At 56.3% G+C, this 26,124-nt stretch carries 21 protein-coding genes and 1 pseudogene; 10 read left to right on the top strand and 12 right to left on the bottom strand.

Annotated elements, in window-relative coordinates; all coding sequences use genetic code 11:
* Nucleotides 1-4: 4 nt before the first annotated feature.
* The 6 genes and pseudogenes from ACAM29_RS03730 to dinG all read right to left on the bottom strand — a co-directional run bounded on the left by ACAM29_RS03730 (nt 5) and on the right by dinG (nt 6,341).
* On the bottom strand, nt 5-853 hold the full coding sequence (locus ACAM29_RS03730; protein ID WP_369623229.1) for an alpha/beta fold hydrolase: 849 nt from the start codon (nt 851-853) through the stop codon (nt 5-7).
* Nucleotides 840-1,325, bottom strand: coding sequence for a histidine phosphatase family protein (locus ACAM29_RS03725; RefSeq protein WP_091823147.1), 486 nt, complete (start codon nt 1,323-1,325; stop codon nt 840-842). Before ACAM29_RS03725 ends, ACAM29_RS03730 begins: the two co-directional genes overlap by 14 nt.
* The gene (locus ACAM29_RS03720; protein ID WP_091823150.1) at nt 1,322-2,353 is read right to left on the bottom strand and encodes an NAD(P)H-dependent glycerol-3-phosphate dehydrogenase; all 1,032 of its coding nucleotides are present in this window, start codon (nt 2,351-2,353) and stop codon (nt 1,322-1,324) included. Before ACAM29_RS03720 ends, ACAM29_RS03725 begins: the two co-directional genes overlap by 4 nt.
* 45 nt (nt 2,354-2,398) lie before the next feature.
* Nucleotides 2,399-2,611: a hypothetical protein gene (locus ACAM29_RS03715; protein WP_091823153.1), complete on the bottom strand. Its 213-nt coding sequence runs from the start codon at nt 2,609-2,611 to the stop codon at nt 2,399-2,401.
* Nucleotides 2,612-2,898: 287 nt separating this feature from the next.
* A pseudogene (rhlB, locus tag ACAM29_RS03710) lies at nt 2,899-4,221 on the bottom strand (ATP-dependent RNA helicase RhlB); the annotation flags it as partial.
* An 8-nt stretch (nt 4,222-4,229) separates the two neighbouring features.
* The gene (dinG, locus tag ACAM29_RS03705) at nt 4,230-6,341 is read right to left on the bottom strand and encodes an ATP-dependent DNA helicase DinG (protein ID WP_369623228.1); all 2,112 of its coding nucleotides are present in this window, start codon (nt 6,339-6,341) and stop codon (nt 4,230-4,232) included.
* 122 nt (nt 6,342-6,463) lie between these two features.
* Here dinG and lexA point away from each other — a divergent pair, with 122 nt between their 5' ends.
* Together lexA and ACAM29_RS03695 are read left to right on the top strand one after the other, a co-directional pair.
* Nucleotides 6,464-7,072, top strand: a complete 609-nt coding sequence (lexA, locus tag ACAM29_RS03700) for a transcriptional repressor LexA (protein ID WP_206834385.1) — start codon at nt 6,464-6,466, stop codon at nt 7,070-7,072.
* Between the two features lie 15 nt (nt 7,073-7,087).
* Nucleotides 7,088-7,495, top strand: a complete 408-nt coding sequence (locus ACAM29_RS03695) for a SulA-like leucine-rich domain-containing protein (RefSeq protein ID WP_091823165.1) — start codon at nt 7,088-7,090, stop codon at nt 7,493-7,495.
* On the opposite strand, the gene ACAM29_RS03690 is transcribed toward ACAM29_RS03695, so the two are convergent.
* The gene (locus tag ACAM29_RS03690) at nt 7,496-8,023 is read right to left on the bottom strand and encodes a DUF6586 family protein (RefSeq protein ID WP_091823168.1); all 528 of its coding nucleotides are present in this window, start codon (nt 8,021-8,023) and stop codon (nt 7,496-7,498) included.
* Between the two features lie 43 nt (nt 8,024-8,066).
* Nucleotides 8,067-10,700 (bottom strand): type I DNA topoisomerase, encoded by a 2,634-nt coding sequence (gene topA, locus ACAM29_RS03685; RefSeq protein WP_369623227.1) that lies wholly within the window; start codon nt 10,698-10,700, stop codon nt 8,067-8,069.
* A 176-nt stretch (nt 10,701-10,876) separates the two neighbouring features.
* Here topA and ACAM29_RS03680 point away from each other — a divergent pair, with 176 nt between their 5' ends.
* The gene (locus ACAM29_RS03680) at nt 10,877-11,596 is read left to right on the top strand and encodes a DNA topoisomerase I (RefSeq protein WP_369623226.1); all 720 of its coding nucleotides are present in this window, start codon (nt 10,877-10,879) and stop codon (nt 11,594-11,596) included.
* 41 nt (nt 11,597-11,637) lie between these two features.
* Here the strand turns inward: ACAM29_RS03680 and ACAM29_RS03675 are convergent, their stop codons facing one another.
* Nucleotides 11,638-12,144, bottom strand: coding sequence for a hypothetical protein (locus ACAM29_RS03675; RefSeq protein WP_091823178.1), 507 nt, complete (start codon nt 12,142-12,144; stop codon nt 11,638-11,640).
* A 195-nt stretch (nt 12,145-12,339) separates the two neighbouring features.
* On the opposite strand from ACAM29_RS03675, the gene pgi reads away from it, so the two are divergent.
* From pgi to ACAM29_RS03660, 3 genes are all read left to right on the top strand, one after another.
* Nucleotides 12,340-13,977, top strand: coding sequence for a glucose-6-phosphate isomerase (gene pgi / locus ACAM29_RS03670; RefSeq protein ID WP_254774960.1), 1,638 nt, complete (start codon nt 12,340-12,342; stop codon nt 13,975-13,977).
* Nucleotides 13,971-15,218, top strand: coding sequence for a UDP binding domain-containing protein (locus ACAM29_RS03665; protein WP_369623225.1), 1,248 nt, complete (start codon nt 13,971-13,973; stop codon nt 15,216-15,218). Before pgi ends, ACAM29_RS03665 begins: the two co-directional genes overlap by 7 nt.
* A 79-nt stretch (nt 15,219-15,297) precedes the next feature.
* Nucleotides 15,298-15,738, top strand: coding sequence for a universal stress protein (locus ACAM29_RS03660; RefSeq protein WP_091823188.1), 441 nt, complete (start codon nt 15,298-15,300; stop codon nt 15,736-15,738).
* Here ACAM29_RS03660 and ACAM29_RS03655 read toward each other — a convergent pair.
* Nucleotides 15,735-17,609 carry an ATP-binding cassette domain-containing protein gene (locus ACAM29_RS03655; RefSeq protein ID WP_369623224.1) on the bottom strand — a complete coding sequence of 625 codons (1,875 nt, stop codon included), beginning with the start codon at nt 17,607-17,609 and terminating at the stop codon, nt 15,735-15,737. The genes ACAM29_RS03660 and ACAM29_RS03655 overlap by 4 nt on opposite strands.
* Before the next feature lie 152 nt (nt 17,610-17,761).
* Between ACAM29_RS03655 and ACAM29_RS03650 the strand changes: the two genes are divergently transcribed.
* Nucleotides 17,762-19,696: a transglycosylase SLT domain-containing protein gene (locus tag ACAM29_RS03650; RefSeq protein WP_369623223.1), complete on the top strand. Its 1,935-nt coding sequence runs from the start codon at nt 17,762-17,764 to the stop codon at nt 19,694-19,696.
* Between the two features lie 7 nt (nt 19,697-19,703).
* On the opposite strand, the gene ACAM29_RS03645 is transcribed toward ACAM29_RS03650, so the two are convergent.
* Nucleotides 19,704-19,955: a glutaredoxin family protein gene (locus ACAM29_RS03645; RefSeq protein ID WP_242529962.1), complete on the bottom strand. Its 252-nt coding sequence runs from the start codon at nt 19,953-19,955 to the stop codon at nt 19,704-19,706.
* Between the two features lie 300 nt (nt 19,956-20,255).
* Between ACAM29_RS03645 and ACAM29_RS03640 the strand changes: the two genes are divergently transcribed.
* A complete protein-coding gene (locus tag ACAM29_RS03640; protein ID WP_091823200.1) occupies nt 20,256-21,998 on the top strand; it encodes an alpha/beta hydrolase in 1,743 nt (580 codons plus the stop codon).
* A gap of 56 nt (nt 21,999-22,054) precedes the next feature.
* Here ACAM29_RS03640 and ACAM29_RS03635 read toward each other — a convergent pair whose 3' ends face one another.
* Nucleotides 22,055-23,506 carry an NAD-dependent succinate-semialdehyde dehydrogenase gene (locus ACAM29_RS03635; RefSeq protein WP_369623222.1) on the bottom strand — a complete coding sequence of 484 codons (1,452 nt, stop codon included), beginning with the start codon at nt 23,504-23,506 and terminating at the stop codon, nt 22,055-22,057.
* A 172-nt stretch (nt 23,507-23,678) separates the two neighbouring features.
* Here ACAM29_RS03635 and ACAM29_RS03630 point away from each other — a divergent pair, with 172 nt between their 5' ends.
* Nucleotides 23,679-25,079, top strand: coding sequence for an MATE family efflux transporter (locus ACAM29_RS03630; protein ID WP_369623221.1), 1,401 nt, complete (start codon nt 23,679-23,681; stop codon nt 25,077-25,079).
* Entirely contained in the window at nt 25,024-26,097 is a 1,074-nt protein-coding gene (locus tag ACAM29_RS03625) for a DUF3080 family protein (RefSeq protein WP_369623220.1), read from the top strand. Before ACAM29_RS03630 ends, ACAM29_RS03625 begins: the two co-directional genes overlap by 56 nt.
* Nucleotides 26,098-26,124: the final 27 nt, after the last annotated feature.

The following is a 26,124-nucleotide window of genomic DNA, read 5'->3' as shown; positions in this document are numbered from 1 at the left end:
GGGTTCAGAGCGCTGCGTAAAAACGGTTGATGGCCTGTGCTATTGTCTCGCTTACACCCTGCTCCAGGTGCAGATGATGCCCTCCTTCAAGGGTCAGCCGTTGCAACGCCTGGATGCAGGAGGCTCTTGTCTGGGTCAACTCGGTTGCCACCCCTCTGGTGCCCAGCACCAACAGTGACGGGCAACTGATACGCAGCAGGAACGCTCTTACCTGCTCCTCACTCATCCGTAATACGGAGGGCAGGTTAAGGGCTGGATCACTGCGCCAACGAAATCCCCTTGCAGTATGGACTATGGAACGTTCGACCAGCCAGCGCGCTGCCTGTTCCCCAACCGGAAAGCGACCGTTGATCCGAGCAGCCACGGCTTCTTCAATACTGGCATAGAACCGAGGTGTACGATTGCGACGACTGCGCCTGCGGATTGCCTGCGCCATCTGCTCCGGAAGCTCTGCGGGTGCATCCACCAGAGGCCCCAGCCCCTCAAGCAAAATCAGACTCTCGACCCGCTCAGGCATGGCGCCGGCGAGAAGACTGCTGATACTGGCCCCCATGGAGTGCCCCAGCAGGTGAAACCGCTGCCAGTTGAGCTCGTCGGCAACCGCCACCACATCTGACAGGTTATCCCAGATGTAGTAAGGCATGCTGGCGGGCCGATGGTCGGAAAAACCGTGTCCCATCAGGTCCAGCGCCACCAGTCGCACACCCTCAAGCGCCGGCTCAAGCGCCTTGAAAGTAGCTGCATTATCCAGCCATCCATGCAGCGCCAAAACAGGCAGCCCGTCTTCAGGGCCGGTTGCCCGTGCCGCTATCAGATGGCCGTTCACTTCAAATCTGAGTTCATCTGCCTGCATGATCATCTCCCTGCACGGCACCATCACACCCGTTCAGCAGCCTTGCCATACCCCGAGCCGGCCAATCAAGCTCCAGCAGCGCACCGCTGCAGGGTGATACCACCTGCCCATACAGATTTCCGTCCGTAAGCCAGCTGATCAACTGACCACAAAGCGGCTGATGGGTGACCACAATGAGTGACCCTTGATCCGAGAAATACGGTTCAAGGGCTGTCGCAGCTACAGGAGCATTACCCTTGGCTGTCAGCGAATCATTCAGTACCAACCGAGCACCCAGCCCTTGAGCCATGATTTCAGCGGTTTGTTGCGCACGTCGCCATGGACTGGTAACGATACAGGCTCCAGGCAGCATATTGACAACCCGAGAAGCCATGGCAGCCGCCTGTCGCTCACCTACGGGCGTTAGCACCCGGTCAGGATCAAGATCTCCACCGGCTACCGCTTGTGCATGTCGCAGCAAAAGCAGCTTCATCCCTGCTCCTGTCGCGGCAATACAAACTCCACATCGGTGCTCTGTACATTCAACATCATGCCCCGCGCGACCTCTTTCACCGGTGCCGCATTGAATACCACCTCATAGAGGCCACTGACCAGCGGCATATAGATTTCCAGCTCTTCCGCTTTTTCCTTGACAATCCGCAGGGTATTGACACCCTCTGCAACTTCACCAAGAGACTCGACCGCCTGCTCCAGGCTTTTGCCCTCGCCCAGTGCGTAGCCCACTCGATAGTTGCGACTCAGGGGTGACATACAGGTAACAATCAGGTCACCAACCCCCGCCAGACCCAGAAAGGTAAACGGATTGGCTCCAAGACTTACAGCAAATCGGCTCATTTCGGCCAAACTGCGCGTCATCAACATGCTTTTGGTGTTTTCACCCATACCCAAGGCCGCACTAAGGCCTGCCGCGATGGCATAGATGTTTTTCAAAGTGCCACCAAGCTCAACACCGTAGGTATCGGTACTGGCGTACACACGGAAAAAGGATGTATGGAGCAGAGCCTGCACCCGCTCGCGAAGCAGGCCATCTGTGCTGGCAATGACTGTTGCGGTCAATTGCTTGCGGGCGACCTCCTTAGCCAGATTGGGACCACTGAGCACCCCCACTCGGGCACCCGGAAACTCCTGTTCAATGATTTGACTCATCAAACAGAAGGTCACTGACTCAACCCCCTTGGTAGTACTGACCAGAAGCTGCTCCGGCCGCAAAAATGGCACAGCCTGGCGCACTACTGTTCTGAAAGCACTACTCGGGATGGCAATAAATATCGCTTCGGTTCCGCTCAACGCCTCCTGCAGGTCGGTGGTCGCTCTGAGCCCTGGCGCCAGATCAACTCCTGGCAGGTAACGACTGTTGCGATGATGCGCATTGACTTCGTCAACCGCCTGTTCATTACGCATCCAGAGCCTGACATCAAGCCCCTTTTCAGCCATCAGGTTTGCCAGCACTGTGCCGAAGCTGCCGCCACCAAGAACGGCAACAGGTGACTGATTCTGCATGCTATCTCCTAGAAGAGGAGTGGCTACACTCCCCGGTCGATCCAATCAAGAAGGGTCCAGCTTGTCGAGCAGTCGGCCTATACCGAAGAACAACAGCTTGACCACCGCATACGCGAGCCCTGCAAGCAACAGAAACAGAAACAGCTGCAGGAGGTCACCGGTTCGCTGGTAGCCCGCCACCGCAATAGCGGCAAAAAAGGCGCTGAGCACAATACCCAGCACCGAACTGATTCGTTTCAGGTTGTGTCTGTCACTCATGACCCGGTCCGTTTTCAGTGTTTCTGCTCTTCGGCTTCGCTGTCCGCTACAGATTCAGATTCAGATTCTGCTTCAGCGACATCGGTAGCATCGACCTGCGCACTCGCATCAGACTGGCGATCATCTGCAGCTATACTCTGCGGCTGAGCCGCCTCTTGCTCCGAATCAGCAGCGGTTTCAGCGACTACATCAGCTGGCGTCTCCTGTATTTCTGCCTGAGCATTTTCCGGCTCCGGCGAGGGTACAGCCTTGTCAGCAATATCTCGATCTACTTCCGCCAGTGGTTTCAACAGTTCGGCATCAGGATGTATACACTCGAGCTTGACGCCGGTTTCTCGCTCGATATCGGGGATCAGAAATGAGTCATCTTCACAGGCAAAGCAGATTGATGTTCCACTCAGACCGGCACGACCAGTTCGGCCAATACGGTGCACATAATCATCGGCATCTTCGGGCAGCTGGTAGTTGATTACGTGGGTAACGCCATCGATATGGATACCCCGCCCCGCTACATCGGTCGCCACCAATACTTCGATCTTGCCACTGCGGAAATCTTCCAATGTCCGCAGACGCTTGTTCTGAGGAATTTCGCCCGACATCAAGGCTGCCTTGATACCGTCCTTACAAAGCCGGTCTGCCAGCGCACGGGTTTCATGACGGCGGTTGCCAAAAACGATCGCACGATCAATGCCATTGACGCGCAGATAGTTACGCAGCAGCTGGTATTTTTCATGACTGGATACCAAAAATACCTTCTGTGCCACATTATCAGTGGTTTTGCGCTCGTTTTCGATCTCGATGGTGACCGGATTGTGCGTCCACTGCTCTGCCAGTCGCATTACATCGTCGGTAAAGGTCGCGCTGTACAGCAACGTTTGCCGCTCTTCACCCTTACGCGGCGTACTGCGAATAATGGTTCTGACATCCGGGATAAAACCCATGCTGAGCATGCGATCCGCTTCATCCAGTACCAGCACTTCCACATTGAACAGATCAACTTCGCGGGAGCGCACGAAATCGATCAAGCGCCCCGGTGTCGCCACCAGAATGTCGACCGGTCTGGCGGCCAGATCCTTACGCTGCTTCTCGTAATCCATGCCACCAACTAGCGACACAGTGGACAGATCAGTATACTTGCCCAGAGCCTCGGCATCGGAGGCGATCTGAAGTGCCAACTCTCGAGTAGGCGCAATGATCAGAACACGTGGCTCACCCAGCTTCCGATTGCTTTCCAGCGGGTAGTCCAACAGGTCGGTCATAATGCCGATCAGGAACGCCGCTGTTTTGCCGGTACCCGTTTGCGCCTTGCCGATCAAGTCTCGACCGTTAAGCGCATGCGGGATCGTAGCTGCCTGAATCGGCGTGCAGTATTGAAATTCCAAGTCGGCAATCGCACGCATTAAGACGTCCGGCAAGCCGAAATCATGGAAGCGGCGCTTGCCTTCAGCAACAGGAACATTGAACTTGACCGGGCTCCAGCCGGACTGGCGACCTGTATCGCGCGGCTTGCGCGAACGACGGCGCCGACGTGGGCGATTGCTGTTATTTTTGGGCTCTGAGGTTGCCGTGGCTGTACTCTGTTTCTCTTCAGTACTCAAAATCGGATCCATTCAGATTGTCAGTTGATTTCGCGCCGGAAAGGAGGCAAGGAATCCAGCAGTTGTCGACCGTAACGGCGCGTTACTACACGCCGGTCCAGCAGTACCACCCGCCCTCGATCCTGTTCCGTTCTCAGCAGGCGCCCTACGGCCTGCGTCAGTCGCATCGAGGCAGCCGGCACTGTCCAGTCGGTGAAGGCATTACCACCACGCTGCTCTATCCATTCCGCCATGGTAGCATCTACCGGATCATCCGGGACACTGAACGGCAGCTTGGTGATAAAAACATCGGTTAGATACCGCCCCGGCAGATCGACCCCCTCCGCAAAGGAGGCAAGGCCGAAGATGATACTGCGTTTGTCTTCATCCACGCGCTCGCGGTGCAGGCGCAGCGTTTCCTGCTTGCTGTACTGCCCTTGTGCCAGCACACTATTTTTAATGGATTCATCGAGTTGATCAAGCACCGAGCGCATTTGGCGCCATGAACTGAACAGCACCAGCGCCGCGGCAACCGACTTTAACTCGGTATTGAGATATTCCAGTACCTCATCGGTATGTGCATCAGGCTGACCCGGATCGGTTCGCATCGCCGGCACCTGCAACACACCACAATTGGCGTAATCAAACGGGCTGTTCAGACGCAGTGCCGATGTTTGTGGCGACAGCCCCAACGCTGAAAACAGCTGATCGAAGCGACCCAATGCCGTCAATGTTGCAGAGGTTATCACGGCAGCATGACAGACTTTCCAGAGGTGTTCCGAGAGGGTATCAGCCGCAGAAACAGGTGCACTTCTAAGCTCAAGGTCTTCACCGGCAGGACTCTCGATCCGATTGATCCATCGTGCAGTGGGCGAGCTACCTTCAGGGTCCGGCCGCGCATAGGCATGTGCCAGCCACGCTATCTGCTGCACACGCCCCAACAAACTGCCAATCTGGGGAAACCATCGCTCGGCAACTGCACGGGGGATATCGGCAATACCACCTTCCATCGCCTCCTTGAGCAAATCGACGACCTGCTCAAGATGCTGCTGCGCTCGGTCGGCCGCCTGACCAAGGCTGAAGCAGGGCTCCAGCAGTGGGTCGGGTACCCGCCCTTGTGCAAAGCGATAGCGGTCTTTGACGCTCTCGGCAAACAGTGGCCGCAGCAGCAGCTCAAGCTGCTCAAGCGCAAGCCCCATCTCTTCAAAAGGACGATGCAGTCGCTCTACCGGATCTGCCAATTGCACCGGTGAACCGGTCTCTGTCACCAACTGAGTCAGCTGCTTTTGTGCAGATTTCAGTAATCGACGACTGCCCTCAAGCCTTGCACCAAAAGCAAAGTGACCACTCGCCTTGTCAGCCAGGTGATGTCCTTCATCGAAGATATAGATGGTTTTTTCTGGCTCGGGCAGGATGGCTCCGCCACCAAGCGCAAGATCGGCCAGCACCAGGTCGTGGTTGGCAACAATCACGTCTGCCTCTTCCAACCGGTCACGAGCCCGGTAGAAAGGACAGGCACTGAAATTCAGACAACGGCGGTTGCTGCACTGCATGTGATCACTGGTCAATGGCCGCCAGATGGCATCATCCACTTCATCTGCAAGTGCATCACGATCCCCGTCCCACTGACCTGAGGCATAGCTGTCCATCAACTGCTGATACAGTTGCAGCACATCATCGGGCAGCTTTTCAGCTGCCTCATCTTCATATAACGCCATCTGGCCTAGCAGGCCCTGCTGTTCAAGATGGCCTTCCACCTTGTTCAGGCAAAGGTAACGCCCTCGCCCTTTCGCGAGCCGGTAGCGCATTGGCAGGCCTGTATGCGTTTCAACTTCGGGCAGATCCTTGTTGATGAGCTGTTCCTGCAGCGCCACGGTTGCCGTAGACAGCACCAACCTGCACTCCTGAGCCCGAGCCAAGGGGATGGCCGCCAACAGATAGGCGATCGTCTTGCCGGTACCGGTTCCGGCTTCAACAACACCCACGGCGGGGTGCAGATCATCCGTTTCACTGCGTGGAACAGCAGCCGCTGCAAGGGTTCGCGCCACGGCTGCGATCATCTGCTTCTGTGCCGGTCGTGCAGTCAGGCCACGACTCTTCAGGAAGCGACTGTAGGCCTCCTGGATCTCTTTTTTTTGCGCCTCGCTCAGCACGCTCAATCCTCATCCGATCTGTGTGGCGATTCTAGCAAGATACTGGATATATAAACAGAAAAATGCTTGACCCTGCTCATTCACTGTATAGAATCACAGTAACCGGATAGGGAACAGATGCCATGAAATTGACCAATCGCCAGACTGAAGTACTGGAATGCATTCGCAAACATATCGAAACAACAGGCTACCCGCCCACCCGAGCCGATATTGCACGCGAACTGGGATTCAAGTCAGCCAATGCGGCTGAAGAACACTTGAAGGCACTGGCCCGCAAAGGCGCCATCGAACTGACCAAGGGCACATCAAGAGGCATTCGCTTGCCGGAAGCCGAGCAACCGGATACCGAAGGCCTGCCCGTTATTGGTCAAGTGGCAGCAGGTGAACCCATCCTGGCACAGGAGCATGTCGAGGACCACTGCACCATCTCGGCAGACTTCTTCCGCCCCCGCGCTGACTACCTGCTGCGGGTCAAGGGGATGAGCATGAAAAACATCGGAATCATGGATGGCGACCTGCTCGCCGTACATCAAACCCGAGAGGCCCGGGACGGGCAGGTTGTGGTCGCACGGATCGGCGACGAAGTAACGGTCAAGCGCTTTAAGCGTGATGGCCGCAAAGTCTTTCTTATTGCCGAAAACGAAGACTTCAGCCCGATCGAGGTAGACCTGAGTGAACAGGAACTGATCATCGAAGGACTGGGTGTTGGCGTTATCCGGCAAGGCAACTGACAGAGGTCACTCGCCATGTCTGCAATTCATGCAACAGCAACGAACTCGAACCCTCACAGCAAACGTGAATGCGTTGAAAGCCGGGTCACCGAGATTTTGCTGCATAACAGCTCAGTTTGCCTGCAGCCCTTGCTGCTGCCCATGATCGCAGGCTTGAGTCGTGAAGACCGCTGGCTGGTCCTGATTAACCCGCCACATGATATCACCCGCAAGGCACTGGAGCAGGCCGGCGCCTGTACACGTCACATCCTGGTCTTGAATACCTGCAGTCTCGATCAAACCGAGCTGCTATGCGGACGGGCACTGGCTGCCGGCACATGCCACACAGTCATCGCCTGGTGCAGCGGTGCTGCACCATCGCTCGATCAACTCAATCAGTCAGCAAGCCAGGGGGATGCACTGGGCATTCTGGTGCGGACCTGATTACCACTCCTGCATGCCAGCACGCAGGCGTTCTATCAGTTCACGGAACGCCTGTAACCAAGCCTTGTATTCAGCCAACACATCCTTGTCTTCCGAATGGTCCGGGTTGATCTGCAATACATGAATTTCGGAAATGCTGCTGTCTACCTCGGTTTTTGCCTGGTGGTAGTCTGACGCCTGCCAGCAGGCCTCATAAGCAGACAGCATTTTGTGCAGCCAACTTCCTCTGTCCCGCTCCAACTGTTCAAGCTCAGTTACTTCGGGGGATTCCTGACCAGTTACTTCAAGCTGCTCAGACAGATCAGTGAAGCGATGGATCCGATCCACATCGAGATTGTAGTTTTCTGCAATCTCGCGCAACAGCGCCGAGTATCCACTTGCCATGAAGAACAGGATCGACTCATGATAGGACTCGATTCTGGCATGCTTGCTCCACTGTGAGGCCTCTTCCGCCTGCTCCAGCGCCTTGATATGCAGGCGCGCAAAATTCAGCTTCTGATTGGTACGAACCGCATAGATATCACTCATTACCTGTACTCCATTGAATGCGCCGACGGTCTCGGTCTCACGCTCAGCGCTTACGTCCCTGTTCTTCCTGCCAGCGCCCGTCACGGTAGAACGCTTTCCAGCCGGTTGCCTTGCCCTCAACTTCCGTCATCACATACTGCTCTTTGGTTTTCCGACTGTAACGAATTACTGCCGGATTACCATCAGGGTCTTTCTGCGGCGCATCCATCAGATAGGCGTATTTGGGATCGATCTCATCACGGTGCGGCACCAGCTCAGCCACCAGCGGCGCACGCGTTTCCCGTTTTTTCGGAAACTGACTCGCCGCCAGGAACAGGCCGCTGGCACCATCACGCAGTACGTAGGTATCTTCAACCTTTTCGCACTGCAGTTCCGGCATTGGTACCGGATCCATTTTGGGAGGCGCCGGCTCACCGTTTTTCAGCAGTTTGCGCGTATTCTTGCACTCGCTATTGGTGCAGCCGAAAAACTTGCCGAAACGACCGGTCTTAAGCTGCATTTCGGAGCCACACTTGTCGCATTCGATACTGGGCCCATCATAGCCCTTGATCCTGAAGCTACCCTGTTCAACCTCGAAACCAGGACAGTCGGGATTGTTGCCGCACACGTGCAACTTGCGCTTCTCATCGATCAGGTAGGAGTCCATCGCCGCATCACACAGCTTGCAACGATGCTTGTTGCGCAAGATGCGGGACTCTTCTTCATCATCCCCATCCACACTGACCACTTCGTCGCCAGGTATCAGGTTGATGGTGCACTTACAGCGCTCCTTGGGCGGCAGGTTATAGCCAGAGCAGCCCAGGAACACGCCCGTACTTGCCGTTCTGATCATCATCTTGCGACCGCATTCGGGGCAATCAATATCTGTCGGCGTCGGGCTGTTCGGCCTCATACCGTGGTCAGCACTTTGTGCCTCCTGCAGCTTGTCGGTAAAGCCGCTGTAGAACTGATTCAACAGCTCCTTCCAGTTCACCTCACCCTGCGCCACGTCATCAAGACGCTGCTCCATACGCGCGGTGAAACTGTAATCCATCAGATCGGAGAAATTCTCGTTCAATCGCTCGGTGACAATGTCACCCATTTTGCAGGCATAGAAACGACGCCCCTGCACCTGTACATAGCCGCGATCCTGAATTGTTGAAATAATGGAGGCATACGTGGAAGGACGACCAATACCACGCTTTTCAAGCTCCTTGACCAGACTGGCTTCGCTATAGCGTGGTGCCGGCTTGGTAAAGTGCTGCTTCGGGTCCAGCGACTTGAGCTCCAGCACTTCGCCCTGCGCTACATCCGGCAGAATGACATCTTCGTCACTGCGCCCCTTGGCCGGCAACGCGCGAGTATAACCGTCAAAACGCAGAATACGACCTTTGGTAGTAAGCTCGTAATCACCACTTTCAACGGTAATACGGGTGCTCGTGTACAGTGCAGGCATCATCTGACAAGCCAGGAACTGACGCCGAATCAGGTCATACAGGCGCTGGGCATCCGGCTCCATGCCCTTGAGAGCATCAACCGTCAGATTCACATCAGAAGGCCGAATCGCTTCGTGCGCCTCCTGAGCCCCTTCCTTGCTTGAGTAGCTGACCGGCTCTTCCGGCAGGTACTCCTTGCCGTACTGTTCAGCAATAAACTCACGGCACGCTTCCACCGCTTCAGCGCTGAGGTTAGTCGAGTCGGTACGCATGTAGGTGATATAGCCCGCTTCATACAACCGCTGAGCCATCATCATGGTTTTCTTGACGCCAAAGCTCAGCCGCGTACTGGCAGCCTGTTGCAGTGTAGAGGTAATGAATGGCGCCGACGGCTTGCTGCTGGTGGGGCGGTCCTCGCGCGCACGTACAGCCAGTGCACCGTTGCGAAGACGCTCCAGATGGGTCTCGGTTTCGGCCTGACTCTCTGGACGGAATGTCTTGCCTGCATATTTGCTGACCTGAAGCCGCAACGCCTGCTGGGCCTGTGTTTCCGAGTCGGCATGCACTTCCCAGTATTCATCAGGTATGAAGGCACGGATTTCGCGTTCACGTTCGACGATCAGGCGCACGGCAACGGACTGTACCCGTCCGGCCGAGAGGCCACGGGCGATCTTCTCCCACAGCAGAGGTGACAGCATATAGCCCACAACACGGTCCAGAAAACGCCGTGCCTGCTGGGCGTTGACACGGTTAAGGTCCAGATCACTCGGCTGGGAAAACGCCTCCTGAATCGCCTTCTTGGTAATTTCGTTAAAAACTACGCGCCGGAATCGACTGTCATCACCGCCGATCGCCTCGCGCAAATGCCAAGCAATCGCCTCCCCTTCGCGGTCCAAGTCCGTTGCGAGGTAGATTTCATCAGCGTTTTTGGCGAGCTTGCGCAGCTCTTCAACGACCTTTTCCTTGCCGGGAAGAATTTCGTAGTGGGCTTCCCAGTCATGCTCGGGATCGACCCCCATACGCGCTACCAGTTGCTCCTGAGACTTGCGCTTTTTATAGATCGCCTTCTCATCCGGCGACATTTTGCGCGTCAAGGCTGCCTGACGCGCCCGTTCCTTGGGATCGCTCTTGCTGGCACTGCCGCTGGTTGGCAGGTCGCGAATATGACCCACACTCGATTTGACAACATACTGGCTGCCCAGATACTTGTTGATCGTTTTGGCCTTTGCCGGTGATTCGACAATGACTAGGGTTTTTCCCATGAGATACGGATCCTTTTTAGAACGGGCAACTCAGAAACTGCGAGCATATATAAGGGGTGGTGCTGCCAGCGTCAAGCAGTGTCTGAGACCGGCGATACCAGTCCGCACGCGGATGCCTTACAATTCATGTACACACCATCCTATAATTAACATCTCTTTTCAGAGTGCCAAACACCATGCTTGGAGACAACCTGTATCTTGTAATCCTCATCGCCGGAGTCGGTATTCTGGCGCTGGCGATCAACTATGTGGTCACCACGCGCGAACAGCAGACCGAAGCGCGCCGAGAAAGGCTGAGCTGGCTGCAAACACAGGCGGAGCACACCCTGCACGCCCTGGCCATTCTGAAAGAAAGCGGCTGCCGGCAGGATATTATCGACAAGCTCAACCAGCATGCGATGGCGCTTATCGAGGAGATCAGCCTGCTGGCACCGGACTCCGAACTGATGTCCGAAATCAGCAAACTGAAAGAAAGCAGTGACCGCAGCAAGCCTGACAGAAGCCGGTTCAACAGTGACCGAGCCGTCAAACGGGCCCAGATTTACATCAATTTTGCGGAAAAGCTGATCGTGCAGATGGCACAGGCCGGCAAGATGACCGGTCAGCTTGCCCGTACATATCAAACAGAGCTGTACTGGCTTAACGTATCGTTGGTGGCCGACGCCCACCAGTATCAGGCGTCCAGATTGATTGAATCCGGTGACAAGCTTGCGGCCCTTTCTCACCTGAAACACGCCAAGGCGGTTCTCGTTCGGGCTACCGCACCGCAACGACAGAAGCAGCCACGCCTGGATGAGCTACAAGCTGAAATCGACAGAATTCAGCCCAAACGCAACTGGGGAGCCGGCGCCCTTGCAGAGTCACTGGACGATTACCTGAATGAAAAACAGCCCTGAAGCCGCTTCTCGTTCAACCCCTCTACCCAGCGTCATCGCTATCAGATTTTCTGCTCCAACATTGGCTGAGCCAGGCGATACAATAGATCCAAACGTGTCTCGTCGCCACGCTCATCCCAGTAGAACGTTAAACTGAGCGGAGTTGACTCAACACCCAGCACGTCATCCGGCAGCTGCTCCAGCAGGCTGTTTAACCGCTCCAGCGCTTCCGGCTGCAGAGTTCCCTGTCCTTTGCTCCAGCTCCAGTTTTCAATCAGGCCAAGGTGATCCAGGGTATCAACGCGCAACACCTCCCAACCACTCCAGTTGTCGCGCTCACCTCGCTCCAGATTGGTTCTTGCAATGCGATAGGCCGGGATTGTACGTACTTCAGGTTCCATCTCGCCAAGCGCTCGCGGCAGGGATACCCGCGCCATCTGCACCTGAATGCCCAACTGACGTGCCTTGAGCCTGAGGTTTGCCTGATAGCGCTGTCGCGGGCTGGGCATCACCCACATGACCGAGCCTATCAGTGAGGCAACTACCAGTGAGATGATGAACCATTTCATTCGACAGACTCCAGGTCAGAGGTCAGGGACAGGCGCGAATAGTAACGCTAAGACCACATAAACGACAGTATGACGCACCGGCAGAACGCAACCGCCATGGACCAGTGCTTTAACTGAAAGCCGTTTCTGACTAAGATGCGCCTCAGGTTGGCAGCCGCTACCAACAACTCATTAGTAAAGATGCAAGGAGCCGCCTTGGACAAGCACAGGGTTTGGCAACAGCTGGAACAGCTCTGCGCCACTGAATCCTCTCTGCACCTGCGCGACCTGCTGCAGGTAAAGGACCGGTTTTCCCGGTTCAGTTTTCGTCAGGATGAGCTGCTGCTCGATCTGTCCCGACAACGGCTGACCACGAATACCCTGACCCAGTTGCTGCAACTCGCTGACAGCTGCGACTTGGCACAGTGGATCGAGTCCCTGTTCAAGGGCGATCGCATCAACCACACAGAAAACCGCGCCGCACTGCACACAGCCCTTCGGCTGCCCGCCGAAGCAACGCTTGAACATCAGGGGGAAGACCTTGTCACACTGGTGCAGGCTGATCTCCAGCGCATGCAGCACCTGGTGGAACAACTACATCAGGGCCAATGGCGCGGTTTTAGCGGCGAACCGATCGACACATTGGTCAATGTAGGAGTCGGCGGATCAGACTTGGGTCCAATGATGGTCTGCCGCGCACTGGACGGCTTTCAAGCACCGGAAGCACGCCAGATCACAACCCATTTCATATCGTCCATGGATGGCAGCCAGATTTCAGGCCTGCTGGACCAGCTTGATCCGGCCCGCACCCTGTTTGTTGTTTCATCCAAGTCATTTTCCACCGCCGACACCCTCGCCAACGCCGCGACGGCACTGGACTGGCTTATCCGTGCCAGCGGCCTCACCACTGAGCTGCTTGCTCGACGCCATTTCATTGCTGTAACCGCCAATGCGCCACGTGCAGAGGCCTGGGGCATTCCTGTTGAGAACCAGCTTCATTTTCGCGACTGGGTCGGAGGACGCTATTCGCTTTGGTCAACCATTGGCCTGGCGATCGCTGTCAGGATCGGTATGAGCGGTTTTCGAGCCCTGCTGGACGGGGCTCACCGCATGGACATGCATTTTCGACACACCCACTTCAGTCACAACTTGCCAGTCCTGTTGGCACTGGCCGAAGTCTGGAATATCAACTTCCTTGGCATCCATGCCCACGCCATTCTCCCCTACGATGGCCGACTGGCACACCTTCCCGCCTATCTTGAGCAGCTGGAGATGGAAAGCAACGGCAAGAGCGTCGACCGACAGGGAAATCGAATTGAACACCACACCTGTCCGGTGCTCTGGGGTGAAATCGGCCCCAACGCCCAGCACGCGTTTTACCAGTTACTGCATCAGGGAAGTGAAGCGGTCATGTGTGATTTTATTGTTCCGGCACGGCGCTACGCCGACCAGAGCGATGCCCTGCAATCTCAGCACCGTCTTACACTGGCAAACTGCCTGGCACAGGCACGAGTCCTGGCACTGGGCGATGCTGCGGTTGATCAATCCAATGCAACGCCCTGGCAGCGCTACCAGGGCAATCAGCCCAGTACACTTATCCTGCTGGACGAGCTGACACCCGCGTCACTGGGGGCTCTGATTGCCCTGTACGAACATAAGGTGTTTGTTCAGTCTGTCATCTGGAACATCAATCCCTTCGACCAATGGGGCGTCGAGCTTGGCAAGCAGGTGGCCAACAGCCTGCTGGATATAATCGGCACCCCGGCAACGACTGACCGGTTTGATATCGCGACCGAAGGCGTATTGAATCAGCTGCATGGTCAATGGAGCGACAGGGAGAGTACAGAATGTTGATTGCGATATGGGGGGACGAACTGGGTGCCTGGGTGGCAGCCGTCGAACTTGCTCGCACCGGGAACCACGTACTTCTGCAGCAAGCAGCTCCGGGTGAAAGCAGCCATCGCGCCGAACCCGGGCTGATGGACAGCCTTGCAGCAGGCATGACATCCGGCAACATCCGACTGTGCAGCCACCAGGAAGCACTGCAGGCCCCTTGGCATTGGCTTGCCTCCCACCCTTCCGATATCAGCCATGCCGAAAGCGTCTGTCGTGATCTCAGCCAGCAGGGCCCGGACAACCTGGTGCTGATCAATCAGAGCAACTTCGGCATTGGCGCCAGCGACCGGCTGCACTCCCTGCTTGATTCTGCCCGCCAGCAGTCATTGGTCTGCCTGCCAGATACTCTACAGCAGGGACAGGCACTGCAGCAGTTTGCAACTCCGGATACGCTGCTTGTAGGGTGCGAGGATGATGCTACTCGCCTGCGGCTACAGGCTCTGCTGCGACCGTTTTCTTCTCGCCTGCAGCAGATTCAGTGGATGAGTCGACGGGAAGCCGAATTCAGCAAGTTTGCCATCTCTGGGATGCTGGCCCTGCGCCTTGGGTACATCAATGAACTGGCCAACCTGGCGGACCGCCTTGACGTGGATATTGAAGTGGTACGACAGGGCATGAGCAGCGACAAGCGCATTGGACAACATTACCTGTCGCCTGGCTGCGGTTTTGGTGGCCACCATTTCACTCAGTATATTGAGGGACTGGCTGACATCCTGGCCGAAACCCACCATTCAACCCTGCTTAACACCGTGCTGAATGAAAATGAGCGCCAGAAAGAACTGCCTTTCCGCAAAGTCTGGCAGCACTATCGGTGTGATCTGCGCGGTCGACGCATCGCCATCTGGGGCTGCGCATTCAAGCCTGGGGTCGCCAGCGTGGATAACGCGCCGTCATTGCGGGTCATTCGTGCCCTACTGGCACAGGAAGCACAGGTTCAGGTGCATGATCCCGAAGCACTGAGTGCCCTTCAGAGCGAATTGGGGCAAAGCACCGGACTCACACTGCATCAAGACCCCTACACAGCAACACAGCAGGCCGATGCGCTGCTGCTGCTGACCGAATGGCCCCTGTACAGCTCTCCGGACTATGAGCGCCTGCTGCAGCTGATGCAAACACCGCTGATTGTTGATGGTCGCAACCTGTTCGAGCCGGACTACCTGCGCCAGCTTGGATTTACCTATTACGGCGTAGGACGCTGAAAAACGTCAAGCATCCGGAGTGTGCGCCGGGCACATGCAGTGCTATTCTAGAGGCACACTCAACTGGAAGGATGTAACGATGAGTATCTATTCCCGCATTCTGCTTGCGCTGGATCTGTCAGATGAATCGGAACAGCTGGCAATGAAAACGGCCGAGATGGCCAAAGCTTTCGGCGCCGAACTCAACCTGATTCACGTAGTGGAGCCTCTCAGCTTTGCCTATGGCGGCGATGTTCCCATGGACCTGACGACCATACAGGAGCAGCTTGACGAGCATGCACGCACCAAGCTGGACCTGTATGCAGAAAAGATTGGCTACCCTGTCAGTAACAAAATTATCGTGACAGGCCATACCGAGACGGAAATTCACCGTGCTGCCGAAGAGCACAACACCGACTTGGTAATCCTGGGCAGCCATGGCCGCCATGGGCTTGCCCTGCTGCTTGGTTCGACCGCCAATGGTGTCCTGCATGGCGCCAAATGTGATGTGCTGGCAATTCGGGTAAAAGAGGAGGACTAACCCCCCTCCTGCATTGACTCCAGCTCAACCCAGCGCTCCATCAACGCCTCGAGCTGCTGCTCCTGCTGTTGCAGCAACTCGAGCGTGTTGGCAATCTCGGTCTGATCACCGGCGTAAAATTCGGGTGATGCGGTGACAGCGTGCAACCGCTCCAGCTCAGCCTCTGTCGCCTCCATCTGCTGTGGCAACAGATCCAGTTCTCGCTGCAGCTTATAACTCAGCTTTTTGGCCGTCGGCTTTTTCGCGGCAACAGGCTTTGGCTTCTCGGCCTTGGCCGCTGCGACAGGCTGTGGCCGCTGCCGCAACCAGTCGGCATAGCCACCCACATACTCACGGACCACACCCTGCCCTTCAAACACCACCGAGCTGGTGACCACATTATCGAGGAAACGACGGTCATGACTGACAAGAAGAATGGTGCCATCAAAGTTGAGTAGAATTTCTTCCAGCAGCTCCAGCGTTTCCACATCAAGGTCGTTAGTTGGCTCGTCCAGTACCAGAACATTGGCCGGCTGACTGAACAGACGCGCCAACAGCAGTCGGTTGCACTCCCCACCGGAAAGCGCCTTGACCGGGGTCCGCGCACGCTCGGGGCTGAACAGAAAATCCTGCAGATAACTGATAATGTGGCGCGACTGACCGTTGACGTCAATACTCTCGCGCCCACCTGATACGTTGTCGATCACGCTTTTTTCGGGGTCAAGCTGTCCTCTTAGCTGGTCGAAGTAGGCCACCTCCAGCTTGGTGCCGAGCCTGACCACACCAGACTCCGGCTCAAGCTGGCCGAGTACAATCTTCAACAAAGTGCTTTTGCCGCTGCCGTTAGGACCGATCAAACCGATTCGGTCACCACGCTGAATCTTGAGTGAGAAGTCACACAACAATGGTTTGCCGGCGTAACTCATCGAGACATGCTCCAGCTCTGCCACCAGCTTGCCTGACTTCTGCGCCTCTTCAAGGCCAAAGCTTGCCCCGCCCTGGCGCTCACGGCGCTGTGAACGCTCGCGTCGCAGTTGCTCCAGCGCACGAACTCTGCCTTCGTTGCGGGTGCGGCGTGCCTTGATCCCCTGACGAATCCAGCGTTCCTCCTGGGCCAGCTTCTTGTCAAATTCGGCGTTGTGACGCGCCTCCTCATCCAGCAGCTGTTGTTTCAGTTCCAGGTAACGGCTGTAGCTGCCCGGAAAGCTGGTCAGCACACCGCGATCCAGCTCTACGATGCGTGTTGCCAGCTTCTCAACCAGCGCACGGTCATGCGAGACAAACAGAATGGCTCCCCGGAAGTCGAGCATCATCTGCTCAAGCCATTCAATGGTTTCGATATCGAGATGGTTGGTCGGCTCATCCAGCAGCAACAGATCTGGTTTCTGCACCAGTGCCGCCCCCAGGGCGGCACGGCGACGCCAACCACCGGACAGCTCTGCCATACGGGTATCCGGCTGCAGCCCAAGCCAATCCAGCACAGATTGTACTTGTTGTTCAAGATGCCAGCCGTCACGGGCTTCCAACTGATGCTGCAGCTCTTCCAGCTGCTTCAGTGAAGCGGCATCCGTGTTGTGTGAAAGGGTATCGTAGGCACGGCGCAGCTCAACCACTTCGGCAAGACCGGACGCTACCACATCATGTACCGTCCGCTCATCGGCTGCCGGCAGCATCTGGGACAGCTGAGCGATACGAATGGCCGGATCCCGCCAGACAGAGCCCTGATCAGAATGAATCTCGCCGGACACCAGCTTCATCAGGGTCGACTTCCCCGCCCCGTTGAGGCCAACCAGTGCAATCCGCTCGCCTGGATCAATCTGAAAATCAACACCATCCATCAGCGGCGCAGCACTGAAGCTGACCGACACACCTTCCAATTTTATCAGCGGCATACAAACCCGTACCTTACAAACATTCAAGCACGCTAGTGTACCTGAATTCAGTGCTTCTGTTGAAAACAGCAGAACAATGGTTATTTTTGCTTTTAGAGCAGGATACACTGGCCGACAGTATTCAGATTGGTTACGGCTGTTCGGAGATTATTATGTTCAGGCTGAAGTTATTGTTATTGTTGCCGCCACTGCTGCAAGCTGGCGTATCCAGCGCACACGATCATCACGATGAACTGCGTGAACAGTTCAGAAGCGCCTTGCTGCAGGCCACCCCGCTCAGCCATGAGCAAAAAACCGCATTCAGCGCATATCCTCTGTACCCCTATCTCGAGTACCAGCAAATCAACAGCCGGATCGACAGCGCTTCTGCTGAACAACTGCAGGCATTTATCGATGCCAATGCGGATACCCCATTGGCGGGTCGACTGCTGTTTGCCTGGGCTCGCAGCAGTGGCGAAAAAAAAGACTGGCCAGCTTTCAGCCAAGCCTGGCAACAAATTCAGCGCCCCGACACTCGGTTGCAGTGCCTGCATGCGAGCTACCTTCTGGACACGCAGCAACAGCAGGACGCCTGGGAAGCGGCCCGCACGCTCTGGACCGTTGGCCATTCACAGCCTGACGAATGCGACCCCGTTTTCAGTCAGTGGCTGAAATCAAGCCACTTCAGCCAGCAGGATGCACTCAATCGCCACTTGGCTGCATTGATGCGGGGACGCCCCGGCTTGGCAACCTATGCGGCACGCTTCATTACGCAAAGCGAGTTGCAGCAGCAGGCAAAACTGGCTCGTTCCCTGTATGACAACCCGGAGCAACTGACACAGCAACCCCAGTTGCTCAGCCCCGAAACACCGCATGCCGATCAGCTGCTGGTATTGGCGGTCAACCGACTGGCACGTCAGGACCTTGAGCAGGCCATTCGACTCTGGGTACGTGAGCGCGAGCGATTGCAGGTACCGGCCGAACAATACGACTCCGTCAGCAGGCGCCTGGGCGTGCTGATGGCAAAGCGCTTCCCGGCCGAAACCGATCCCCTGCTGGCCTCACTGGATCCCGAGCATAAACTGGCAGACCTTTCTGGGTGGCGAGTTCGTCTGGCGCTGGTACGACAGGACTGGGCCGAAGCGCTGTCCCTGATTGAAAAGCTGGACGAGGCTGAGAGACACACCGACCGCTGGCGCTACTGGAAAGCGATTGCTCTGGAACAGCTAGGTAAGCCCGGCCGAGAGACTCTGTTGCGAGATCTTGCCACCGAGCGCTCATTCTATGGCTTTATGGCAGCCCAGATGCTGGACACACCCTACCAGCTCAATGATACGCCACTGGTTCAGAGCACAGACGCCAAACAACAGCTGGCACAACTGCCTGCGTTTGTCCGCATTCGTGAATTGCTCGCGCTTGAGCGCTATTATGACGCCCGCTCGGAGTGGAATCTTGCGATCAGCCACATGAAGCCCGAGCAAATTCACGCGGCCGCCCACCTGGCCAGAGAATGGGGCTGGTACGATCAAGGCATTCGGGGCGCCATCAGCAGCCAGCGCTGGAACGACATGCAGCTGCGCTTCCCCAACCCCCTGCCGGAGCTGTTTGAACAGCACGCCCAGAATCGCGCCATCGATCCGGCCTGGGCGGTTGCCATTGCCCGTCAGGAGAGTGCATTTTGGATGCAGGCACGCTCCCATGCCGGCGCGCTGGGATTGATGCAGTTGATGCCGGCAACGGCACGCGCCACGGCCAAACGCCATGCCATTCCGTTGCCCAGGCTCAGCCTGCTGTCCGAGCCAGACACCAATATTCGCCTGGGCACCGCCTATCTGAGCGAGATGGCTGAGCGCTTCAACGGCAACCTGGCCTATGCATCAGCCGCTTATAATGCCGGCCCCTATCGCGTCAGCCAATGGTTGGATGCACGGGGTGACCTGCCACTGGACATCTGGATCGAAACCATCCCCTTCGACGAAACCCGCAACTACGTCCAAAACGTTTTGGCATTCAGAGTCATTTACGAACGTTTGGCTCAGCGCCCGGTGACCCTGTTCAGTCCACAGGAGTTCAATATGCTGGCACTGTATCAGCAGAACGGCGGTTAACCTGACCCTAAGGCTGAGCGCAGTTTTGCAGAAACTGCGCCAGCCGCTGACCATCAAAGGGCCAATCAAGCTCGCCACCACTGACCCGATCAACCAATACGGGAATCCGTGTCGCATAGCGCTCCATCAGCGCTTCATCGTAGACAATATCAACCAGATCCACTTCAGCCTCATCCGGTTCAAGCCCCAGCTGAAGTATGGCAACGGCATCATCACACAGGTGACAGCCCTCTGTGGTCATCAGGTCAAGCTGGTACATGATCACTTTTCATCCTGTTTTTAAGCGCATGCAACATTATTACTTATACTGACACAACCTTCACCTCGGCCATGCTCTCTCGACAGCAAAACGCGAAATATTGCATCGCAGTAACACAGGTGCAATAGCAAAGCCTGATGCTAATACTTTATGAGGGCTTGTCAGTGCCATAGGCACCGGTCTATGCTCAAAACAGTTTCCCGCTACAAGCCAAAACCACAGGTTGATTCCGGCGTAAGCGTATTCAGGGCCAGGGAGCCTGCGTTCATACCGGACAACAGAGACCGAAAGCAGGCAGTTATGACGGATAAACAAGGCAACATCGCAACAGACCCGCAGGAATTCATCAATTACGTCAATCACGAGACCAGCAAAATGCTGGAGATGTTCTCGGCAACCGGCGGTGACGATATCCTGCGTCAGTTCACGCAATCATGGACTGAACTGGCCACCCGCTCTCTTGAAGATCCGACTGTATGGGTACGTGCCATCGCTGACTATCAGCAGGCGCAATTCAACCTTTGGCGCAACCTGTTGACGGGCAATACCAGCAGCCCGGTTGCCGAACCACCGCCCGGCGATCGCCGCTTCAAGGCGGATGAATGGTCCAAAAACCCGGTTTTCGACTATATCAAACAGTCCTATCTGCTGACTTCACGCATGCTGACCGAGATGGCCCACAATGCCAATCTGTCGCCACAGGAACAGCAGAAGCTGGAGTTTTACACTCGCCAGTATGTGGATGCGCTCTCCCCCACCAACTTTGCCATCACCAACCCCGAAGTGCTGCAACAGGCACTGGAAACCAAAGGGGAAAGTCTGGTTAACGGCCTGAAAAATCTGCTCGGTGACATCGAGAAAGGCCGCATCTCAATGACCGACGAGTCGTCATTTGAACTGGGCAAGAATCTGGCAACGACTGAAGGTGCTGTTGTTTTCCAGAATGACATCTTCCAGTTGATCCACTACAAACCGCTGACCGAACAGGTTTACGAGCGCCCAACCCTGATCGTGCCGCCAAGCATCAACAAGTTCTACATTCTGGATCTGCAGCAGGATAACTCGTTTGTCCGCTACTGCCTGGAGCAGGGACAGGATGTTTACCTCATCTCCTGGACCAACCCCGGTGCAGAGCAACGCGATTTGAGCTGGGATGACTACGTTGGCGACGGTATTCTGAAGGCACTTGAAGTCACCAAGTCAATCAGCGGTCAGGAAAAGGTCAACACCGTATCCTGGTGCGTTGGCGGTACCCTGATGGCCTCGGCCCTCGCTGTGCTGGCCAACCGCAAGGACAACTCGGTCGGCAGCTGCACCTTCCTCACCACGCTGATCGATTTCAGCAACCCCGGTGACCTGTGCGTATACATCGATCAATATCAGGTCAAGCAGCTGGAATCCAAGGTCAACAGTGAAGGCATTCTGCACGGCCGAGAACTGGCCACATCCTTCAACATGCTGCGCTCCAATGACCTGATCTGGTCCTATGTGGTCAACAATTACCTCAAGGGACAGACACCACCGCCGTTCGACATCCTCTACTGGAACAGCGACCCGACCAACCTGCCGGCAGCGATGTACACCTATTACATAAACAATATGTACCTAGAGAACAAGCTGGTTGAGCCTGACGGTCTGACCATATGTGGCGAGCCGATTGATCTGCGCAAGGTCAAGACTCCCTGCTACTTCCTCTCAACCATGGAAGACCATATCGCCCCCTGGAAAGGAACCTTCAAGGCGCTGGATCTGTTTGGCGGCACAGTGGAGTTTGTGCTGGGTGCCAGTGGACACGTTGCCGGCGTTATCAATCCGGCGAAAAAGAATCGCCGCAATTTCTGGATCAAGGGCGAAATGGGACGCGGTCCCGAAGCTTGGCTGGAAACCGCTGAGCGCCAGGAAGGCTCGTGGTGGAACAACTGGAACGACTGGCTGCGTCGTCGTGCCGGCAAGAAGGTTGATGCACCGAAGGATTACGGCAACAGTGATTACAAGGTGATTGAGCCTGCCCCCGGCAGCTATGTCCGCAAGCGTCTGGACTGATTTAGCCACGCTTTAAAAAACGCCGGGGCGGCATACACAGCCCCGGCGTTTTTATGTCAGATACCACCCATCAGCATGTATTTGCACTCCAGGTACTCTTCCAGCCCCTGGCGCGCCCCTTCACGCCCCAGCCCGGATGCCTTCACCCCGCCAAACGGTGCCAGCTCGGTAGATATAATCCCTTCGTTGATGCCGATCATGCCGTATTCAAGGCCTTCAGCCACCCGCCAGACCCGTCCAAGATCACGACTGAAAAAGTAGGCCGCCAAACCATATTCAGTGTCATTCGCCATGGCGATGGCCTCCGCTTCATCACTGAAGCGAAAAACAGGAGCAAGTGGCCCGAAAGTCTCTTCTGTTGCCACCTGCATCTGTGGCGTTACATCACGCAGCACAGTAGGCTCGAACCATGTGCGTCCCAAGGCATGTGGCTTGCCGCCACACACCACACTTGCTCCCTTGGCAACGGCATCATCAATGTGGCTCTGGATCTTGGCCACTGCAGCGGCGTTGATCAGAGGCCCCTGCTGCACATCTGCGTCAGTGCCACTTCCCACTTTCAGCTGTCGCGTGCGTTCAGCCAACGCCTCGACAAAGCGGTCATAGATTCCGTCCTGCACCAGAAAGCGGTTGGTACAGACACAGGTCTGGCCGGCATTGCGATATTTGGATGCCATGGCGCCATCCAGCGCCCGTTCAAGATCCGCATCATCAAATACGATGAAGGGGGCATTACCACCCAACTCCAGAGAGACCCGCTTCACTGTATTGGCACACTGCGCCATCAGCAGCTTGCCAACCGGGGTGGAGCCGGTAAAAGACAGCTTGCGGACCAGCTCATGCCCGGTCAGTACCGAGCCCAACGCCCTTGGATCTCCCGTAAGAATGTTGAACACCCCGGCCGGAATACCGGCACGGTGAGCCAATTCGGCCAGTGCAAGTGCAGAAAGCGGTGTATCTTCTGCCGGTTTGCAGATGAAACTGCAACCTGCTGCCAGAGCAGGAGCGGCCTTGCGGGTAATCATGGCGGCAGGGAAGTTCCAGGGCGTGATGGCGGCAACCACCCCGACCGGTTCACGACTGACCAGAATGCGAGCATCCTGCTTGTGAGTTGGAATCAGCTCGCCATAGGCACGCTTACCTTCTTCGGCAAACCATTCGACAAAGCTTGCAGCATACTGCACTTCGCCACGAGCTTCGGCCAACGGCTTGCCCTGCTCAAGCGTCATCAACAGTGCGAGGTCTTCCATATTGTCCTGCATCAATTGATACCAGCGTCGCAGCACGGTCGCTCGCTCCTTGGCGGTTGTCGTACGCCACTGCTTGAAGGCCTCATGAGCGGCGGCCACGGCTGCCTTGGCATCCGCCTCTGACATCAGTGGCACCCGGACCAGCTCGTCACCCGTAGCAGGGTTGAAGACAGCGAAGGTCTCTCCACTTTTCGCGTCAACCCACTCACCGTTAACATAGGCCTGCCCACGCAGCAGACTGCTGTCTTGCAGCTTCATCACTCACCTCCGGAATTGATCTATCAGTATCATTGCATCTTAGCGTTGCACTACTGTTAGCGCACCCTTATCCTTGCCCCGCCACAGGAGGATATTCCAACATGCGCAGCCACACCGTGAAAAGGACCCGTTCAATGAACACCACACACGCTCAGCACGCCGCACCTGCGACATGTTGAAGTCTGGTTTCAACCGCAGCGAGGAAATTCGCACCCTGCTACTGCTTGGCTGGCCGATCATGGTAGCTCAGCTGGCCCAGAGCGCCATCGGCTTTATCGACACCCTGATGGCTGCTCGTGCGGGAGCCAACGACCTTGCGGCCATTGCACTTGGCAGTAGCCTCTGGTTGCCATTGTTTCTGGCACTGGGCGGTATACTGATGGCCACCACTCCGCTGGTTGCCCACCTGATAGGCGCCCATCGTGAGCGCCGCAGCCGCCAGGTGCTGCAGCAGGCCGTATGGATTGCGCTGCTGTTGAGCCTGCTGGGGGTCCTGCTGTTGCGCAACCCAGGCCCGATACTCGAATTGCTGCAGTTGGAAGCCCGACTGGAGCAGACTACACGTGACTACCTTGATGCAATAAGCTGGGGATTCCCTGCTTTTCTGCTCTATCAGGTGGTACGCAGCTACAGTGAAGGCTTTGGCAAAACCCATCCGGTCATGCGCATCGCCGTACTGGGCATGCTCTGTAATATCCCGCTCAACTATGTACTGATTTTCGGCAAGCTGGGGCTGCCGGAAATGGGAGGTGTTGGTTGCGGCTATGCCAGCGCCGTTGTGATGTGGGTCATGCTGCTGACCGGCATTGCCTACCTGCTGCGCAGCCCCCGCTTCAGGCCACTGCGTCTTTACAGTCACTGGCAGCGCCCCAAAGGCAGTGTGATTCTGACATTCCTTCGGCTCGGCCTGCCGATCGGCTTTGCATTGCTGATTGAGGTCAGCATGTTCTGCGTGTTGGCGCTGCTGCTGGCCCCGCTGGGCGAGACGGTGATCGCCGCCAACCAAATCACCATTAGCTATACCGGCATGATCTTCATGGTACCACTCAGCATTGCAATGGCACTGACCATCCGTGTAGGCCAGCTTGTCGGGGCCGGTCAAGGCGATGCCGCACGACATGCCGTGATCACCGGCGTTATGATCACCCTGACCATCGCCCTGGTCAGCAGCTCACTTTCACTACTGTTGGCCGAGTCCATTGTAGGACTCTACACTGACCGTGAAGCGATTATTGGCCTGGCCGCCACCCTGATCAGTATTGCGGCCGTTTTTCAGTTTTCCGATGCACTTCAGGTCAGTGCAGCCGGCGCCTTGCGTGGCTACAAGGATACGGCCGTCCCCCTGCTGATGGTGTTCATTGCTTATTGGCTGATCGGCCTTCCGGTCGGGTATGTACTGGGATTCACTCAATGGCTGACAGCGCCACAGGGGGCAGCCGGACTCTGGTATGGACTGCTGATCGGGCTCAGCGTCGGTGCCGTACTACTGACAACACGCCTGGTCAGGATTGCACGTCATGCGGATGTTGATAGCAACTCTGGCGCTGCTTCTGTTGAGCGCCTGCAGCACTGAAAATCCCCAGACGCGATTGGAGGACTATGCCAGTCGCGTTGCCAATGCCATCGATTACCCCATCAATCTGGAGCTTGATACAACCATACCGCCTTACCCTCAAGCACGGGAGCGACTGCTTGATATACCTGAGCTGAGAGAGGGCGTTGTGGATGTGTTTGATCTGCGTCGCTGCGGTCTGATGGAGTTGATCGGAGAGCGCAACAGCTCACTGGGCAAACTGGCATTGCCATCGCAGCGCTTGCTCTATGAGCTGCGTTTTTTGCCACCGTTGCGCCACTGTATACATGAGCTTCAACAGCAGCCGAAACGTGACACGAGCGAAAATGAGCTGCTTGAACGGCTGCAGCACATCGAACAGGTCAAACGCCAGCAGCTGCCACGGGTACTGAGTAACGCCATTTTCAATTCCAGCGAAATGGTCTCCCAATTTTCACGCACTCACCCTGCATTAGAGATGAAACAGGCTCAGCAATCCGGAGCGCTCCAGCCCCCTCTGCAGCGTTTCGAGCAACTGCTTAGAATGAGCCAACAGCCTGACTGGTCTCTGCCTTCCTGGAGCGACCAACTTGAGCAATCCTACTTCGAACTTCATACCCGTCCCTTCGGCGCACCCTGGCTGAAAAGTCTGAATATGCTCACCCAAACACTGGACCAGACCGCCAGCGCCATCAATGCTCGGCTCGATGAGCGCCCGATCTGTTTCAATAATCGCCCCAACAACCGAGCGCGTATCATTCAGTCCGTATTGAACGGCTGGTACGCAAGCGAACTGCAACCGATGATGTCCGCTCTGCACCGCAGTGGTGAACAATGGCGCAACGGCCTTGAACCTCTCTACACAGAACTGCCAACCAGCCCGGCCCTGAAGCACTATTTTCAGGCAACATTGTCTGATCACCATAACAGCCTGTGGCAACAGTACATCCGGGCACGAGACCGCCATACCGACGCCTGGCAGCGCCTGCTCAGTCAATGTGGCTTGATGCCTGGTCACTCTGTTCAGGATGACGCTTGAGCGGCGCGCGTTTTTCAACCATCATGA

Origin of the sequence: Marinobacterium sp. BA1, from assembly GCF_041155135.1 — a bacterium.
GTDB classification, from domain to species: domain Bacteria; phylum Pseudomonadota; class Gammaproteobacteria; order Pseudomonadales; family Balneatricaceae; genus Marinobacterium; species Marinobacterium iners.
This window is presented reverse-complemented; position numbering and strand designations above follow the sequence as displayed.